This window comes from Acinetobacter sp. SW-226 (assembly GCF_055632855.1).
This window is the reverse complement of record NZ_JBVNBD010000002.1, coordinates 192,293-209,671: the sequence shown is the minus strand read 5'-3', so window position 1 is coordinate 209,671 and position 17,379 is coordinate 192,293. Positions and strand designations below refer to the sequence as shown.

At 44.7% G+C, this 17,379-nt stretch carries 19 protein-coding genes and 1 pseudogene; 13 read left to right on the top strand and 7 right to left on the bottom strand.

The window, feature by feature from the left end:
• Positions 1-81 precede the first annotated feature (81 nt).
• From ACZ8ZH_RS18915 to ACZ8ZH_RS18900, 4 genes are all read left to right on the top strand, one after another.
• Positions 82-447, top strand: a complete 366-nt coding sequence (locus ACZ8ZH_RS18915) for a hypothetical protein (protein WP_024160924.1) — start codon at positions 82-84, stop codon at positions 445-447.
• Positions 448-741: 294 nt separating this feature from the next.
• Entirely contained in the window at positions 742-1,518 is a 777-nt protein-coding gene (locus tag ACZ8ZH_RS18910; RefSeq protein ID WP_043041670.1) for a hypothetical protein, read from the top strand.
• Between the two features lie 538 nt (positions 1,519-2,056).
• A complete protein-coding gene (locus tag ACZ8ZH_RS18905; protein WP_125281703.1) occupies positions 2,057-3,130 on the top strand; it encodes a class I SAM-dependent methyltransferase in 1,074 nt (357 codons plus the stop codon).
• A gap of 105 nt (positions 3,131-3,235) precedes the next feature.
• Positions 3,236-4,561, top strand: a complete 1,326-nt coding sequence (locus ACZ8ZH_RS18900; protein ID WP_043041742.1) for a DNA cytosine methyltransferase — start codon at positions 3,236-3,238, stop codon at positions 4,559-4,561.
• A gap of 57 nt (positions 4,562-4,618) precedes the next feature.
• Here ACZ8ZH_RS18900 and ACZ8ZH_RS18895 read toward each other — a convergent pair whose 3' ends face one another.
• Positions 4,619-5,074, bottom strand: coding sequence for a hypothetical protein (locus ACZ8ZH_RS18895; RefSeq protein WP_033917523.1), 456 nt, complete (start codon positions 5,072-5,074; stop codon positions 4,619-4,621).
• A 382-nt stretch (positions 5,075-5,456) separates the two neighbouring features.
• Between ACZ8ZH_RS18895 and ACZ8ZH_RS18890 the strand changes: the two genes are divergently transcribed.
• The 3 genes from ACZ8ZH_RS18890 to ACZ8ZH_RS18880 all read left to right on the top strand — a co-directional run bounded on the left by ACZ8ZH_RS18890 (position 5,457) and on the right by ACZ8ZH_RS18880 (position 7,868).
• On the top strand, positions 5,457-5,693 hold the full coding sequence (locus ACZ8ZH_RS18890) for a hypothetical protein (RefSeq protein WP_043041743.1): 237 nt from the start codon (positions 5,457-5,459) through the stop codon (positions 5,691-5,693).
• Between the two features lie 370 nt (positions 5,694-6,063).
• A complete protein-coding gene (gene umuD, locus ACZ8ZH_RS18885) occupies positions 6,064-6,582 on the top strand; it encodes a translesion error-prone DNA polymerase V autoproteolytic subunit (protein WP_033917549.1) in 519 nt (172 codons plus the stop codon).
• A gap of 47 nt (positions 6,583-6,629) precedes the next feature.
• Positions 6,630-7,868, top strand: a complete 1,239-nt coding sequence (locus ACZ8ZH_RS18880) for a Y-family DNA polymerase (RefSeq protein WP_470247938.1) — start codon at positions 6,630-6,632, stop codon at positions 7,866-7,868.
• A gap of 134 nt (positions 7,869-8,002) precedes the next feature.
• Here ACZ8ZH_RS18880 and ACZ8ZH_RS18875 read toward each other — a convergent pair whose 3' ends face one another.
• Together ACZ8ZH_RS18875 and intI1 are read right to left on the bottom strand one after the other, a co-directional pair.
• Positions 8,003-8,251 (bottom strand): hypothetical protein, encoded by a 249-nt coding sequence (locus ACZ8ZH_RS18875; protein WP_042893682.1) that lies wholly within the window; start codon positions 8,249-8,251, stop codon positions 8,003-8,005.
• A 686-nt stretch (positions 8,252-8,937) separates the two neighbouring features.
• Entirely contained in the window at positions 8,938-9,951 is a 1,014-nt protein-coding gene (gene intI1, locus ACZ8ZH_RS18870) for a class 1 integron integrase IntI1 (RefSeq protein WP_032495673.1), read from the bottom strand.
• Positions 9,952-10,123: 172 nt separating this feature from the next.
• Between intI1 and ACZ8ZH_RS18865 the strand changes: the two genes are divergently transcribed.
• The 6 genes from ACZ8ZH_RS18865 to ACZ8ZH_RS18840 all read left to right on the top strand — a co-directional run bounded on the left by ACZ8ZH_RS18865 (position 10,124) and on the right by ACZ8ZH_RS18840 (position 14,131).
• On the top strand, positions 10,124-10,576 hold the full coding sequence (locus ACZ8ZH_RS18865) for an NAD(+)--rifampin ADP-ribosyltransferase Arr-3 (protein WP_001749986.1): 453 nt from the start codon (positions 10,124-10,126) through the stop codon (positions 10,574-10,576).
• A 105-nt stretch (positions 10,577-10,681) separates the two neighbouring features.
• The gene (gene aac(6')-Ib / locus ACZ8ZH_RS18860) at positions 10,682-11,269 is read left to right on the top strand and encodes an AAC(6')-Ib family aminoglycoside 6'-N-acetyltransferase (RefSeq protein ID WP_033917551.1); all 588 of its coding nucleotides are present in this window, start codon (positions 10,682-10,684) and stop codon (positions 11,267-11,269) included.
• A 76-nt stretch (positions 11,270-11,345) separates the two neighbouring features.
• Positions 11,346-12,083: a subclass B1 metallo-beta-lactamase IMP-11 gene (locus tag ACZ8ZH_RS18855; protein WP_063860573.1), complete on the top strand. Its 738-nt coding sequence runs from the start codon at positions 11,346-11,348 to the stop codon at positions 12,081-12,083.
• Between the two features lie 239 nt (positions 12,084-12,322).
• The gene (locus ACZ8ZH_RS18850; RefSeq protein ID WP_000679427.1) at positions 12,323-12,670 is read left to right on the top strand and encodes a quaternary ammonium compound efflux SMR transporter QacE delta 1; all 348 of its coding nucleotides are present in this window, start codon (positions 12,323-12,325) and stop codon (positions 12,668-12,670) included.
• On the top strand, positions 12,664-13,503 hold the full coding sequence (gene sul1, locus ACZ8ZH_RS18845) for a sulfonamide-resistant dihydropteroate synthase Sul1 (RefSeq protein WP_000259031.1): 840 nt from the start codon (positions 12,664-12,666) through the stop codon (positions 13,501-13,503). Before ACZ8ZH_RS18850 ends, sul1 begins: the two co-directional genes overlap by 7 nt.
• Before the next feature lie 127 nt (positions 13,504-13,630).
• Positions 13,631-14,131, top strand: a complete 501-nt coding sequence (locus ACZ8ZH_RS18840) for a GNAT family N-acetyltransferase (protein ID WP_000376623.1) — start codon at positions 13,631-13,633, stop codon at positions 14,129-14,131.
• Here the strand turns inward: ACZ8ZH_RS18840 and ACZ8ZH_RS18835 are convergent.
• The 4 genes and pseudogenes from ACZ8ZH_RS18835 to ACZ8ZH_RS18820 form a co-directional block, all read right to left on the bottom strand.
• Positions 14,100-15,092, bottom strand: coding sequence for a TniB family NTP-binding protein (locus ACZ8ZH_RS18835; RefSeq protein ID WP_001381192.1), 993 nt, complete (start codon positions 15,090-15,092; stop codon positions 14,100-14,102). The genes ACZ8ZH_RS18840 and ACZ8ZH_RS18835 overlap by 32 nt on opposite strands.
• Positions 15,093-15,094: 2 nt before the next feature.
• A pseudogene (locus ACZ8ZH_RS18830) lies at positions 15,095-15,502 on the bottom strand (Mu transposase C-terminal domain-containing protein); the annotation flags it as partial.
• Positions 15,503-15,913: 411 nt separating this feature from the next.
• Entirely contained in the window at positions 15,914-16,342 is a 429-nt protein-coding gene (locus ACZ8ZH_RS18825; RefSeq protein ID WP_033917495.1) for a hypothetical protein, read from the bottom strand.
• Between the two features lie 22 nt (positions 16,343-16,364).
• A complete protein-coding gene (locus tag ACZ8ZH_RS18820) occupies positions 16,365-17,321 on the bottom strand; it encodes a hypothetical protein (RefSeq protein WP_227504909.1) in 957 nt (318 codons plus the stop codon).
• Between the last annotated feature and the right edge of the window lie 58 nt (positions 17,322-17,379).

Here is a 17,379-nt window from a genome sequence, read left to right as displayed (position 1 = left end):
ATTGTTTTTAGAAAAAAAGTTTTAAGGGTTTTATTTTCTATAATTAAAAGCGAAAGGTGAATTTATTTAAGGAAAACCAAAATGATTTTAGGTGATATTTTAGCTCTTGCGATGGTTGGTACTTGGTTGCTTGCTCTTGATGAATACAAAGCAAAGCTTCTTGCATGGGGTCGCACGACATTTACGTTGCTAGCGATTACTGGTGTTGCAACCATCATTATTTCTTATGTATTTTATTCTACGGCGCAAATCGCATCTAAAGACTATGGCCAAGTAGTCGGCTGGTATGAAACCGTGCGTATTGCTGAGATCAGTGAACCATCGGAAAAAAAGGAACAAGAGATTCGTAAGTTTTATACGATCATGGCTCAAAACCCTAAAGAGCTATCTCACCGTGAGTTCTACAAGCTCCAAACACAATATAAGAATGTGATTTATACAAAGTAATCATTTTCCAGGCCTGGTTACAGGCCTTTCGTCTATTCAATCGTAGGATGTATTCAAATGTTGATTCAAGAAAAAGAACTCGCTGCGGTTATCAATGAGCTTGCTACGCTTAAAGATGAAGTTGATCACTCAGATTCAAAGCTATTGTGCAACTAATCTGTATGTGTCTACTTCACAAAAGGACCTGATAAAAAAGCGTAATGACCTACTGAATTACATGCAATCAGGTGAAGTTACACTGACCTGTATAGAAAGCGAAATGGCAATAGAGTTTTTTTTGGGAGTTAGCCACTTATGAAAAGGGCAGAAATAGATAAAATACTAAACGAGTTGTTTTTTGAATTTAATGATAAAGCTACGGCGCTACTTGATGCTAGAAAAGTATTTGTAAACTTTGATCCAGAAGTTCAATTAAGCATATTACAGCTTAACCAGCATTCAGATCTTAATGCTGTACTTCCAGAACTACAAAAAGAGACTGATAAAGATCCTTTGTATTTAACACTATGCAATATCTATTGGATCAAGGTTTATAATCAGATTGTCAGTAAGAGTAACTATCGTTTAGAGGTCAAAACAATGTTCTATACGAAGTACTGCACACAAAACGGCAAAGTGTTTGGGCTTAATGCTGCACGTAAGGCACTATCTGTTATGAATGATCTTTCAAATAATTCATCACTGATTGATGTGCTTGCTAATCAAGTCGGTATATACGATACGATATGGAGTTTTAAGTTTGTTGAGAAATCACCTAAAACACGTATTCATGGTACTGGTATCAATAAGAAAAGAAAAATAGACCAATGTTTCAATATGGTTCGTACTTTTGAACAAATAGCTAAAACAATTAATTTAAGCATCAGTGCTGATGAGTCATTGTTAGACATTGATGAAAAAAATTTTGATAAGGCTATCGAGGAATTAACAACAAATCTAAATATGAATAAAGGGTATTACATTCGTATTAACGAACATCTTGAAATTCAATTAGCGAAAACGGCAATCACTATTTACGTAAAGTTTAGTGAAATAGCATCAGGCAAACTTAATAAGTTATATGGGCGATAGGTGAAGGCATGATTTTAAGTGGTCCAAGCAAAGATTTTTTTAAACGTAGATTCTTCCAAAATCACAAGGTTTTGAAAGTAATGCTATACATTTTTTTCATGGCTATTTTTCCAATACTACTTAGTGTAATGGGATTTTTTATTTCAACCAATATTGGTACCATTTTTAGCTTTGGTGTAGTCGAACATTTTTTTCTTTCTGTTCCTTTGACATTGGGGTTCTTCATCTTCGGACTGTGTTTCTTCCTTTGGCTAACTAAAGACTAGTAGGTATTTACTATGACTAATTCATGCGCCATTAATAAAGAATACTACTTTGCTGTTCGTTATTCCTGGTTGCATCAACCAGTAATGTAACCACTAGCATTAGAGTTATGTGAGGGTATTAATAAAATATAAATCTTATGTTTCGCTAATAATAAAAGGCTGATCATTTCAGCCTTTTCTATTTCATATTATTTTTTTTAAAAAAGTTTTATTAGAAAAACTGACTCTACAATTAAGTAATCAAGCTCATTGCTTAAAACTTGGAGTCGGTCGTGGATTTAGTAAAAACGCAAAACAACAATGAACAATTGCAACTTTTCAATAAGCTTTTATTGGATGCAAGAAGTAGTTTTATTGATGCTGAGTTTAAGATTTCAAACATCTTTGATGCACCGCATAAGAATGAAGTTGTTCGCTTAAATAAGAAATCACAAGCATATGTTGAAGCTAATGGCTGGATGTCCAGATCTTCCGCATTAGAACGTTTAGAACAATGGAAAAACGTTGCGTTTAACCAATATCTAGATCCAACGATCCGCAACCAAAACAACCAAAAAATTGTCCTTTCTCTTTTTGATTTGTCTGGCACATGGTCACAACCATGGGTTGATGCTGGCTATCAAGTATTTCGGTTTGATATACAGGCAGATCCTTATTTTGGCGATATTAATAACTTCAGCGTGGAATTCTTTAACGAGCTTTTTGCATGCTTTGATGGTTTGGACGTTCATGCGATTTTAGCTGCATGCCCATGTACAGACTTTGCTGTTTCTGGTGCAAGACATTTTACTGCCAAAGATGCTGATGGTCGCACGTTAAGCAGTATTGAGCTGGTGTACCAAACTTTAAGAACAATTGAATTTTTTAAACCGAATATTTGGGCAATTGAGAATCCAGTAGGGCGTATTGCGAGCTTAACCGGGTTGTCGCCGTGGCGTCTGTCGTTTGATCCGTTTCATTTTGGTGATACATACACAAAGAAAACATTATTGTGGGGCCGTTTCAATGCCGACCTACCAATTGCACCTGTTGAACCTGTTGAGGGCTCTAAAATGCACCGCCTATACGGTGGCAATAGTATTGCGACTAAGAATGCTAGAAGCGTAACGCCTGAAGGTTTTGCATACTCATTTTTCACGGCAAACAACGCACATAGCAATTCGTTAATGACGATTTGCAACAAGTATGATCGTTTAGATCCTGAGCTTTTGAGTCGCTGTTTAAATAGCGGTTTGAGTGACTACGACATCTCTAATTTGATCGATGACGATTATTACGACTGTGATGATTATTCAGCACATCAAACATTAGAAAGTGCCGTTGAAAGCATGGGGGTGGCTGTATGAATCTGAGCAAGGTTATTCATGCTTATAGGTATCTGTCTCCAGAAGATGTACCGCATGAATTAAGAGATCTAAGCCATAAAGGGGCATTTGTAAGAGGGAATTTCTATGTATAACTTGCTTCCACATGAATTAATCGTTGATAACTTTGCTGGCGGTGGCGGTACATCAACTGGTTTAGAACGTGCGTTCGGTAGACCGATTGATATTGCAATTAATCATGATCCGAAAGCCTTGGCCATGCATCGCATCAATCATCCAAAAACAAAGCACTACTGCGAGAGTGTTTGGGATGTTAACCCTGTAAAGATTACGGGCAATCAACCTGTTGGCTTGGTTTGGCTTAGTCCAGACTGTAAACATCATAGCCGTGCGAAAGGTGGCAAGCCGTTAAACAAGAAGATCCGCGGTTTAGCTTGGATTGCTTTAAGGTGGGCTGCAACAGTTCGACCACGAATCATCATGCTTGAAAACGTGGTTGAGTTTGTTGAATGGGGTGATTTGGATAAGAACGGTAAACCGATTTTAAAGCGGAAAGGGCGAACGTTTAACTGTTTCGTGAATGCGCTCAGGTACCAAGGGTACACGGTCGAATATCGTGAACTACGAGCATGCGACTATGGTGCACCGACATTGAGAAATAGATTTTTCTTAATTGCTCGGCGTGACAATTTACCGATCGTCTGGCCAGAACCCACACATGCTGAATTTGACTTTTTTGCACCTCAAAAAACGAAAAAACAACCATGGAAGACAGCTGCTCAATGTGTGGACCTTAATTATGAATGTTTAAGCATATTCAAGCGTAAAAAACCTTTAGCACCAGCTACATTAGAGCGAATTGTGAGGGGGATTTTAAAATATATCGTTCACAACCCAAAACCTTACATCGTGGACAATGTGGCGCCAATTCTTACTGAGTGTGCCAATGGTTCAAGTCGTAGATCCATGCCAATAAATGAGCCATTACGTACAATTACAGCAGAAACAAAAGGCGGTACACATGCGCTATACGTGTGTCACCTATCTAAAATGAAAAAGGGGTGCACTGGCCAAGAGCTATCAGAACCATTTCACACGTTAACGACCGTGAATCAGTTTGCGGAAGTACGTGCGCTACTTTTGAAATTTACCGGGCAATTCAACTTTAAGAATGACTTGTTTGAACGTTTCGGCTTAATCGAAATCAATAATGAACATTATTATATTGAAGACATTGGTTTTAGGATGATTCAACCATTTGAGTTGTATAAGGCTCAGGGCTTTCCAAGCAATTACATCTTTACTCATGGTGTAGATGAAAATAACCAAAAAATTAAGCTGACGAAAACTGAGCAATACAGAATGGTAGGTAACTCAGTACCTCCAGATCTATCCCATGCACTTGTCAAAGCAAACTTTAAACATGAAATGGAATATCAAATTGCATCGTAAAAAAAACCTAGCATTGATTGGTCAATGCTAGGTGGGTATAAGACTTTTCAGGGGCTCTTATATTGCAAATGCTAACTGTGCTACTGGTGGCTTTAACATGCCCATTGATGTTAATACATCAGTGTATGTACGTACAGACCAGGTATTCGTTGATATATCAAAATAGATACAACTAAAAATAGTTTTGTACTCAGCGTACAGGGTAATCAAGTCAAAGCTATCGATATTGGCATTTTCAACCCGTTCGCTATATGTTGTACTGTAAGAGACACGCGTTAGATCTTCAGGTGCAAAATAGACAATACGTGCTTTGTCGCCGTGTCGTTCGTGGTTGTATTTGATCGTATTACACTTTGATAATCTCTCAATGTAACGGTCAAAAGATGCAGAATTTTGAACCTCTTTGTAGAGTATTTCCGCTGCATGGTAAATAAAGCAGTTGCTTAACCCAATGCCGTGCGAACTAAGGACTTTTTCTCCATCTGTTTTAAACATCGTGTAGCGTAGATACATCTTGAATACTCCAGGTTTTAAGCAATGAGCTTGATGTATTCATTTTAAAGACTGTTTGGGCTTTAAAATTTTTTCAAAAAAAAACCTAGCTAGGCTAGGTCAAAAGGGTAGAAGTTAATTAAATAACCTGAAGATCCAAAGTCCTAATGCTAAAAATGCTTCTTCCAGCACTTCAATCTTGGTTGTGTATTCAAGTGAATATAGATGTCCAACTTCAGTAACACTCAGTTTCATACGATTAGATAGGTCCAAGTCACTCACATTTAATTTGATCAGTGCATTAAACAAATAAATTAACGAAAAAAAGTTTTTTGATAAAGTTTTTGTGGCTAATAGATTTAATATAATTATCTAATTGGTTAGGTTATAAAAGGTAAAAATTTTGTCTAAATCTGATAATGACAACCCGTGTAAAACCAAAGAGAAACCGTTTTGGAACCATGTCAATACAGATGACTACGAAGAAGAAAACGAATATAAACACCAAGAGCCATCGTTCTTTAAGTATTTATTCAATATGTGCAGAAGCTGGCTAATAGTCATTATCGAAGTGCATATTCTTATTGGTTTTATTCTACTGGTTTTGTACATGTGGAAAGGCGTTTTAGTTTTTAATTAATAACGCTGTTTTTGAACAAACCCAATTCATGAATCTGAAAGCAGTTTGCCGTAGATATTTAACATTCAACGCTATTAAATGCTCAATCTGTTTATGCGATGAATTCCCTCTAAACCATCTGCATATACAAGTGAGTCGGTTCCTGATCTCTGGCCATGGTCTGACCAGGCCTGGAAACCAAAATCACCGCGTCAAAATTTAGTACGCGCAACAGCCTTATATCACTTGAGTTTTTCTAAGATCTAAGTCAATTTTGAACTTCCAATACGACCAGTAGGCAAGTGGCATGCCTACTGGTTTTTATTTTTTGATTGATCATCAGACATGCAAGAAATAGAATTGGTATATATATTCTTTCACCGGTCTTGAGATGTCAGAAAAATCAGAAATACCGCTTAAAGCTGGTGATTTAGTTGAAATTGAAGCTCTTGCTCCTGGTGCACCTAAACGCATTCCAGTGGCGTTAGAGCTGCTGTCGGCTGGATTTGCATCACCAGCACAAGATTTTATTGAAAAGTCGGTCGATCTCAACGAAATGCTGATCACCAATGAGTACTCTACGTTTATTGGTAAAGTAGGCTCTCGTTCCATGCTAAATGCCGGTATAGATATTAACGATAAGCTCATAATCGATAGAAGCTTAGACGCCAAGCATCTAGATATTATTGTTGCTCAGCTAGAAACAGACTTTACCGTTAAGCGGTTGATGATCACCAAGCAAATGTCAGCTGGTGAAATTAATGAAATTTTTGGTCCAGATGCAAAATCTATCCCTCCAGTTTGGCTTAAAGCAGAAAACCAAGAGCACTCACATATTTTTCTAAAACCTGAACAGGAATTGATTGTGTGGGGCGTAGTGACTTACATCATTAAAGACGCACGAAAATGACAAACCGGGTATTTATTCATGTTGATATAAATTCGGCATATTGTTCGATGGAAGCATTTTGGAACCCTAAGTTAAAGGGTAAACCATGCGTTGTCTTAAGCTCTAATGATGGAACAATCATCGCGAGAAGCGCTGAAGCTAAACTCTTAAAAATCCCGATGGGTGCGCCACTCTTTAAGGTCCAAGACATCATCAATAAACATAACGTTCATGTGCTATCGAGCAATTTTGCGCTATATGGCGAAATGTCACGCCGTTTTCATGGAATATTATCTGGTTTTGTAGATCCAAGCTGTTACAGCATTTACAGCATTGATGAAGGCTTTATAGAATTTACTCAATTTACTAAAAACTTTGATGCTACTGAAATGGCACGGGAGATTCGGCATCAAGTATATAAGTTTATTGGCTTAACAACGTGCGTGGGTGTTGGTAGAACACTGACTGAAAGTAAAATGGCCAACAACCTTGCCAAAAAGAATCCAGAATTAAATGGAATCTGTAATTTAGTGACAATGAGCCTGGTAGATGTCGAAAGCTACTATCAAAGCATGCCAGTTGATGAAATATGGGGTGTAGGGCGAAAGTACGCTAAAAAGCTTAATGACATGGGGATTTTAAGTGTGCTGGATCTTGCAACATCCAACCCGAATCGAATGCGTGAACTCTTCAATGTGAATATGCAAAGTACGATTTTAGAATTGCTTGGCCAGCCATGCTTTGAATTTGAAAGTTCACCTAAGGCGAAACAACAGATTGTCTCGAGCAAATCTTTCGGCCAGAAAATTACTGAGCTCTCAATTCTTCAAGAAGCCATCAGCAAATATACCCATAATGCATTCAATCGGCTTGTTGCTGAACACCAGCTATGCGGATCTCTGATTGTTTTCTTGCAATCCAACCCATTTGACCAGTCAAAACCGTATTACAGCAAGTCGTTAACATACACGTTTACCCAACCTACAAACAATTTGATGCAACTGGTTAAAGCTGCCACATCACTGATTGATAAATTGTACAAAGAGGGGATAGAGTTTAAGAAATGTGGCGTGATGTTGTGTGAATTGATAAAAGAAGAACATCGCACGATCGGCCTACTAACTGACGTAGAGCAGCTTGAAAAAGAGCAAGCGTTAATGACGGCGTTTCAAAACATTCAAAGTAAGTTTGGCAAGGCTAAAATTGCTGCTGGATCATGTAATCTGAAAAATAGAGATTGGGAACCTAAGTCAGAACGTCAAAGCCGTAACTATTTTAGTGAGGCTGGTATGATTGTCTTCAATTGATTCATTTGAGGGAATTTGTTGGCAATGACGGGGATGGTCAGACTCGAACTGGCATTCAAGGAATCAAACCTTTGCCTTAAAGAGATTGATCAAATCTCAAAATCAATTGGCTACACCCTCGGAAATATAAGAAATTAAGATTGCTGATAGCTTCTTGGTGATTCAGCTGGTGTACCATCATCATATCGCCAAAATAAGAAGCTTCCACTCCATTCGACTTCACCTGAAGCATAGTCACGGATCTTATCGCTCCAGCGGATAGGTTTAATTTCATGGTCTAAGAATTCATCCCACACAATAAACGCCGTGCCATCTTTGTTTGGGATTTGGTTCTCTATGAAGAACCAGGGTGACTTCACATCAACAGAACAGCGTTTTGTCATTTTGTCTCTCTCACTCTTTTGAGTCGTATGCATATTCATATAAGCCTCAAATCAATTGAAAAGATCCTGGAAACTGTTTTGAACGTCAGATCGTGCGATCGGCGCTGTTTCTTGTTGCTGTGACTGACCATTAAAGTCTCAAAAATGACATTAATGTTCTAAACTTTAACAATATAGTTGTAAACTCAAAGAGGAAGTTTGAATGAATATTACGAAAAAATCAGATTCAATACTTGTGGTATTTTTTAAGTTGTTTCTTTGTAGCAGTGCATTTGTTGCATGTATTTTATTTGGATTTTGGTTGAGTCCAATGCAAGTACCATCCCCAATAGTCATTTTTATATCACTTGCAATCACCGTTTTATTTACTTATTGGATATTTGGAATAGGTAAACTCAAACATAAGTAAATTTACAACTATTATGTCATAAATGGATTGGTTATCTAAACTCAAAGTTCATTGAGTTTAGAACTATAATGTAAATTTACTGAATCATACCTAATGTAAGTTATTGATTTTATGATTCATCAGTTTAAGTCTTTAATGTGCAAAGACATCAGGCAACGACGGGCTGCTGCCGGCCATCAGCGGACGCAGGGAGGACTTTCCGCAACCGGCCGTTCGATGCGGCACCGATGGCCTTCGCGCAGGGGTAGTGAATCCGCCAGGATTGACTTGCGCTGCCCTACCTCTCACTAGTGAGGGGCGGCAGCGCATCAAGCGGTGAGCGCACTCCGGCACCGCCAACTTTCAGCACATGCGTGTAAATCATCGTCGTAGAGACGTCGGAATGGCCGAGCAGATCCTGCACGGTTCGAATGTCGTAACCGCTGCGGAGCAAGGCCGTCGCGAACGAGTGGCGGAGGGTGTGCGGTGTGGCGGGCTTCGTGATGCCTGCTTGTTCTACGGCACGTTTGAAGGCGCGCTGAAAGGTCTGGTCATACATGTGATGGCGACGCACGACACCGCTCCGTGGATCGGTCGAATGCGTGTGCTGCGCAAAAACCCAGAACCACGGCCAGGAATGCCCGGAGCGCGGATACTTCCGCTCAAGGGCGTCGGGAAGCGCAACGCCGCTGCGGCCCTCGGCCTGGTCCTTCAGCCACCATGCCCGTGCACGCGACAGCTGCTCGCGCAGGCTGGGTGCCAAGCTCTCGGGTAACATCAAGGCCCGATCCTTGGAGCCCTTGCCCTCCCGCACGATGATCGTGCCGTGATCGAAATCCAGATCCTTGACCCGCAGTTGCAAACCCTCACTGATCCGCATGCCCGTTCCATACAGAAGCTGGGCGAACAAACGATGCTCGCCTTCCAGAAAACCGAGGATGCGAACCACTTCATCCGGGGTCAGCACCACCGGCAAGCGCCGCGACGGCCGAGGTCTTCCGATCTCCTGAAGCCAGGGCAGATCCGTGCACAGCACCTTGCCGTAGAAGAACAGCAAGGCCGCCAATGCCTGACGATGCGTGGAGACCGAAACCTTGCGCTCGTTCGCCAGCCAGGACAGAAATGCCTCGACTTCGCTGCTGCCCAAGGTTGCCGGGTGACGCACACCGTGGAAACGGATGAAGGCACGAACCCAGTTGACATAAGCCTGTTCGGTTCGTAAACTGTAATGCAAGTAGCGTATGCGCTCACGCAACTGGTCCAGAACCTTGACCGAACGCAGCGGTGGTAACGGCGCAGTGGCGGTTTTCATGGCTTGTTATGACTGTTTTTTTGTACAGTCTATGCCTCGGGCATCCAAGCAGCAAGCGCGTTACGCCGTGGGTCGATGTTTGATGTTATGGAGCAGCAACGATGTTACGCAGCAGGGCAGTCGCCCTAAAACAAAGTTATGCAGCCAAATCCCAACAATTAAGGGTCTTAAAATGGTAAAAGATTGGATTCCCATCTCTCATGATAATTACAAGCAGGTGCAAGGACCGTTCTATCATGGAACCAAAGCCAATTTGGCGATTGGTGACTTGCTAACCACAGGGTTCATCTCTCATTTCGAGGACGGTCGTATTCTTAAGCACATCTACTTTTCAGCCTTGATGGAGCCAGCAGTTTGGGGAGCTGAACTTGCTATGTCACTGTCTGGCCTCGAGGGTCGCGGCTACATATACATAGTTGAGCCAACAGGACCGTTCGAAGACGATCCGAATCTTACGAACAAAAGATTTCCCGGTAATCCAACACAGTCCTATAGAACCTGCGAACCCTTGAGAATTGTTGGCGTTGTTGAAGACTGGGAGGGGCATCCTGTTGAATTAATAAGGGGAATGTTGGATTCGTTGGAGGACTTAAAGCGCCGTGGTTTACACGTCATTGAAGACTAGTCCTTTGCATAACAAAGCCATCAAACCGGACGCCAGAGATTCCGCGCCTGTTGCGCATGGCTTCGCCATTTTATGCGCAATAGGCGCGCCACCCTGTCGCCGTTTATGGCGGCGTTAGGCATCACAAAGTACAGCATCGTGACCAACAGCAACGATTCCGTCACACTGCGCCTCATGACTGAGCATGACCTTGCGATGCTCTATGAGTGGCTAAATCGATCTCATATCGTCGAGTGGTGGGGCGGAGAAGAAGCACGCCCGACACTTGCTGACGTACAGGAACAGTACTTGCCAAGCGTTTTAGCGCAAGAGTCCGTCACTCCATACATTGCAATGCTGAATGGAGAGCCGATTGGGTATGCCCAGTCGTACGTTGCTCTTGGAAGCGGGGACGGATGGTGGGAAGAAGAAACCGATCCAGGAGTACGCGGAATAGACCAGTCACTGGCGAATGCATCACAACTGGGCAAAGGCTTGGGAACCAAGCTGGTTCGAGCTCTGGTTGAGTTGCTGTTCAATGATCCCGAGGTCACCAAGATCCAAACGGACCCGTCGCCGAGCAACTTGCGAGCGATCCGATGCTACGAGAAAGCGGGGTTTGAGAGGCAAGGTACCGTAACCACCCCAGATGGTCCAGCCGTGTACATGGTTCAAACACGCCAGGCATTCGAGCGAACACGCAGTGATGCCTAACCCTTCCATCGAGGGGGACGTCCAAGGGCTGGCGCCCTTGGCCGCCCCTCATGTCAAACGTTAGAAAGGAGTAAGTATGAAAAAACTATTTGTTTTATGTATATTTTTGTTTTGTAGCATTACTGCCGCAGGAGCGTCTTTGCCTGATTTAAAAATTGAGAAGCTTGAAGAGGGTGTTTATGTTCATACATCGTTTGAAGAAGTTAACGGCTGGGGTGTTGTTTCTAAACACGGTTTGGTGGTTCTTGTAAATACTGACGCCTATCTGATTGACACTCCATTTACTGCTAAAGATACTGAAAAGTTAGTCAATTGGTTTGTGGAGCGCGGCTATAAAATCAAAGGCAGTATTTCCTCACATTTCCATAGCGACAGCACGGGTGGAATAGAGTGGCTTAATTCTCAATCTATTCCCACGTATGCATCTGTATTAACAAATGAACTTCTCAAAAAAGACGGTAAGGTGCAAGCTAAAAACTCATTTAGCGGAGTTAGCTATTGGCTAGTTAAAAATAAAATTGAAGTTTTTTATCCAGGCCCAGGGCACACTCAAGATAACGTAGTGGTTTGGCTACCTAAAAATAAAATCTTATTTGGTGGTTGTTTTGTTAAACCATATGGTCTTGGTAATCTAGATGACGCAAATGTTGAAGCATGGCCACATTCGGCTGAAAAATTAATATCTAAGTATGGTAATGCAAAACTGGTTGTTCCAAGCCATAGTGACATAGGAGATGCGTCGCTCTTGAAGCTTACGTGGGAACAGGCGGTAAAAGGGCTTAATGAAAGCAAAAAAAGTAACACTGTTCATTAACCAAATTTCTAACAAGTCGCTGAAGCATCGCACCTTCGGTGCTGGACAGTTTTTAAGTCGCGCTTTTGTGGTTTTGCTACGCAAAAGGTTTCCACAAAATCACAACTTAAAAACTGCCGCTTAGCTCGGCGTTAGATGCACTAAGCACATAATTGCTCACAGCCAAACTATCAGGTCAAGTCTGCTTTTATTATTTTTAAGCGTGCATAATAAGCCCTACACAAATTGGGAGATATATCATGAAAGGCTGGCTTTTTCTTGTTATCGCAATAGTTGGCGAAGTAATCGCAACATCCGCATTAAAATCTAGCGAGGGCTTTACTAAGCTTGCCCCTTCCGCCGTTGTCATAATCGGTTATGGCATCGCATTTTATTTTCTTTCTCTGGTTCTGAAATCCATCCCTGTCGGTGTTGCTTATGCAGTCTGGTCGGGACTCGGCGTCGTCATAATTACAGCCATTGCCTGGTTGCTTCATGGGCAAAAGCTTGATGCGTGGGGCTTTGTAGGTATGGGGCTCATAATTGCTGCCTTTTTGCTCGCCCGATCCCCATCGTGGAAGTCGCTGCGGAGGCCGACGCCATGGTGACGGTGTTCGGCATTCTGAATCTCACCGAGGACTCCTTCTTCGATGAGAGCCGGCGGCTAGACCCCGCCGGCGCTGTCACCGCGGCGATCGAAATGCTGCGAGTCGGATCAGACGTCGTGGATGTCGGACCGGCCGCCAGCCATCCGGACGCGAGGCCTGTATCGCCGGCCGATGAGATCAGACGTATTGCGCCGCTCTTAGACGCCCTGTCCGATCAGATGCACCGTGTTTCAATCGACAGCTTCCAACCGGAAACCCAGCGCTATGCGCTCAAGCGCGGCGTGGGCTACCTGAACGATATCCAAGGATTTCCTGACCCTGCGCTCTATCCCGATATTGCTGAGGCGGACTGCAGGCTGGTGGTTATGCACTCAGCGCAGCGGGATGGCATCGCCACCCGCACCGGTCACCTTCGACCCGAAGACGCGCTCGACGAGATTGTGCGGTTCTTCGAGGCGCGGGTTTCCGCCTTGCGACGGAGCGGGGTCGCTGCCGACCGGCTCATCCTCGATCCGGGGATGGGATTTTTCTTGAGCCCCGCACCGGAAACATCGCTGCACGTGCTGTCGAACCTTCAAAAGCTGAAGTCGGCGTTGGGGCTTCCGCTATTGGTCTCGGTGTCGCGGAAATCCTTCTTGGGCGCCACCGTTGGCCTTCCTGTAAAGGATCTGGGTCCAGCGAGCCTTGCGGCGGAACTTCACGCGATCGGCAATGGCGCTGACTACGTCCGCACCCACGCGCCTGGAGATCTGCGAAGCGCAATCACCTTCTCGGAAACCCTCGCGAAATTTCGCAGTCGCGACGCCAGAGACCGAGGGTTAGATCATGCCTAGCATTCACCTTCCGGCCGCCCGCTAGCGGACCCTGGTCAGGTTCCGCGAAGGTGGGCGCAGACATGCTGGGCTCGTCAGGATCAAACTGCACTATGAGGCGGCGGTTCATACCGCGCCAGGGGAGCGAATGGACAGCGAGGAGCCTCCGAACGTTCGGGTCGCCTGCTCGGGTGATATCGACGAGGTTGTGCGGCTGATGCACGACGCTGCGGCGTGGATGTCCGCCAAGGGAACGCCCGCCTGGGACGTCGCGCGGATCGACCGGACATTCGCGGAGACCTTCGTCCTGAGATCCGAGCTCCTAGTCGCGAGTTGCAGCGACGGCATCGTCGGCTGTTGCACCTTGTCGGCCGAGGATCCCGAGTTCTGGCCCGACGCCCTCAAGGGGGAGGCCGCATATCTGCACAAGCTCGCGGTGCGACGGACACATGCGGGCCGGGGTGTCAGCTCCGCGCTGATCGAGGCTTGCCGCCATGCCGCGCGAACGCAGGGGTGCGCCAAGCTGCGGCTCGACTGCCACCCGAACCTGCGTGGCCTATACGAGCGGCTCGGATTCACCCACGTCGACACTTTCAATCCCGGCTGGGATCCAACCTTCATCGCAGAACGCCTAGAACTCGAAATCTAACGTCCGTTCGGGCATCGAGGTCCATGTCGGGGTGGGACGGGCCCGTGGCTTCAAGATCACTTGCAGTCCGACCGCGATGTCTTGGTTGCGCGAGAGGTTGTCGACAGGCCATGCTGAGTGTGCGATGGTTGATCGCTTCCTCGCCGCTCTCCACGGCGACGATGGCCGCCGCCATCAGCAAGTGCGCCAGTTCCCCTATGGTGCCCTCGCTGCGTGTGAGCAGGTAGCGAGCCATGTCCAGCGTGGCAATTGGGGAAGGCCGGCGCAGCGGGAGCGAAGCGGCGAAGCTGGCCAGCAGTGAGCAGCAATCGTCGTTGGCCTCCCATACCGGCAGCATCATCGGCTCGAAGCGATTTTCCAACTGGTCATCGGAGCGGATGGCTAGGTAGGCGTCGCGCGTGCCTACCCCAACCAACGGGATGCGCAGTTCGTTGCCGAGGAAGCGCAGCAGGTTGAGGAATTCCCGGCGGTTGACGCTGTTGCCGGCCAGCACGTTGTGCAGCTCGTCGATCACCAGCATGCGCACGCCGACCTTGCGCAGCAGTGCCAGAGCCAGTTGCTCCATTTCCGGCAACCGTGGGCGTGGGCGCAGCGGCGCGCCCATCGCGGCGAGCAGCGCGACGTAGAAGCGGATCACGGACGGCTCGGACGGCATCTGCACGACCAACACCGGGATGTGCTCCTGGTCGGCGTCGGAGCTGGCCGGGTGGGTGCGGCGGAACTTCTCGACGATCATCGACTTGCCATTGTTGGTCGGGCCAACCAGCAGCAGGTTGGGCATGCGTTGCTTGTTTGGCCACGCATAAAGGGCTTCCAGCCGGTTCAGCGCCTCGACTGCGCGCGGATAGCCGATCCAGCGGTCGGCGCGAAGGCGCTGGATGCGCTCGTCCGCCGGAAGACGGGCCAAGCCCTGGGCCGCCGGCAGCAGGTGGGACAGGTCGATGATGGGATATTCGTCCACGGCTACCACTCCTCAATCTGGTCGAACGGTTTGGCGGGTGGCAAGTTGTCTGCCTGCGGGTCGGCAATATCCGTATCCGGCGGAACGGGCTTGTCCGGCCGAGCTGATGTCTTGAGGTGCTGGCGGCGATCCGCGTCACGCCGCGCCTTGCGTGTGGCCTTCTGCGCGCTGGTCACAATCTCACGCATCTGGCCGATCATGCGGAACAGCGCCGACTCATCCACCTGTTCGCGCCCTTGCTGCCGCAGTTTCGCCAGCGCCTGCCGTTGTTCCCAGAGGGTGACAGCCGGATGCGACAAGGTACGGTAGGGAATTTCCAGGTAATGCTGTCCCTCCGGTTCCAGGACCCAGATACGGCTGATGTCGCGCGGATCGCGCCGGATCAGAAAGGACGGCCAGCGTTCACGCCGCTGTGACTGACCATTAAAGTCTCAAAAATGACATTAATGTTCTAAACTTTAACAATATAGTTGTAAACTCAAAGAGGAAGTTTGAATGAATATTACGAAAAAATCAGATTCAATACTTGTGGTATTTTTTAAGTTGTTTCTTTGTAGCAGTGCATTTGTTGCATGTATTTTATTTGGATTTTGGTTGAGTCCAATGCAAGTACCATCCCCAATAGTCATTTTTATATCACTTGCAATCACCGTTTTATTTACTTATTGGATATTTGGAATAGGTAAACTCAAACATAAGTAAATTTACAACTATTATGTCATAAATGGATTGGTTATCTAAACTCAAAGTTCATTGAGTTTAGAACTATAATGTAAATTTACTGAATCATACCTAATGTAAGTTATTGATTTTATGATTCATCAGTTTAAGTCTTTAATGTGCAAAGACAGTTGCACAACTTCATCAATCAAATAAGCAACAGGACTTACAGATTGGCTTTTTGTGAAAGTCGGTGCACCAGCTTCAGCGATAAACTTCTCGCTAATCGGTTTTTTGATTTCTAAGCGATACACACGGCGCAGCTTGTTTAAGCAATCAGACATTGAGCCATCGCCAATACCGTGACGGGCTTTCTTGTTATCACGAGTCTTAAACGTGAAGTATGGAAAATGTTTGGCCATGACTGCAGTAATGTCTTTACCAACCAAGTAAATGTGGCTGTGTGTTTCGTAGAAGTGGGTAAATGACGTCTCTACGTGATAAGCAGCCAACAAGCTTTTTGCTTGAGGGTCAGTGATAACCGATTTAACTTGGTTAATCATTTTTTTGGCAATTGTTTTGTTATTCATGATGAACACCCTATAAATTTGATTAATTAGATTGAGTTAATGCAAGTTGCGTAAAAATACGTTTTAGGCACACTTTACATGTAACAAGGTGCGGTACCGTGTCCACGGTAACTTCACCTACTTTCATTTTGAATTCTTTCTTTGCTTCATCTGCAGGGAATAAGCCTCCAGCTGAGCACAAGTACTGGTTTTTCTCACGAACCAATTTAGATCCTGAGTAGTCTTCATCAAAAACCAAGTGAGTCACTGTATTTGATTTTTCACCATCGCCCCATGATCCAGCTGACAAGCCTGACATTACAATTTTTACACCAGTGAACCATTTGAACGGTAAAGCACTGAAGTTTTTCTTCTGATCGATAGCATCAAAGATCGGTTTAGCTTGTTGCAGCGCATTGAATAATTCAAACAATGCAGTAATTTTTTTCTTAGCATCCTGTTCAGCCTGGTTCCACTTGGTTTGCGCCTCATACTCAGCACGGGTATACCAGACCACTTGCCCATTTTTTGCATATAGCCAAAGTTTTTTACCAGTCATGAGATGGTTCACCATCGCATCGGGCATATCAAACATGAGGTTGTTAAATGACATAACTTTGTCATTCAGGTTGATAAAAGACTTTTTATCTTCAGGTAGTAGCACCGGCACTAACGTAGAGCGTACTAATGCTTCGTAGTTGTCAGTAGACATGCTAGAACGTGGGAAACTATGACCTGTAAACACTGGCTTAAGATAAGGGTTGTATGGCAACTCAGTTGCTAAAACCTTGGTGGACCATTCTTCCCACAAATTGAACTTTTTAGCTTGTTCAACCATATGGTGCAGATCTGCAGTAGAAATTCTAACTGATGGCATTGAAGGGTTATTTATTGATTCTGGCGCACGAGTTACACGAACAAGTTCTATAACTTCATGCGCTTCAATTGGACCATATTTGCGATCAAGGTTTTTGCTAAGTAATTCATTAATAGTAACCATTTCAACTCCAAGTTTTAAGCTTTCTGCTTCAATATGTTTATTTTAAGATAGAACCTAA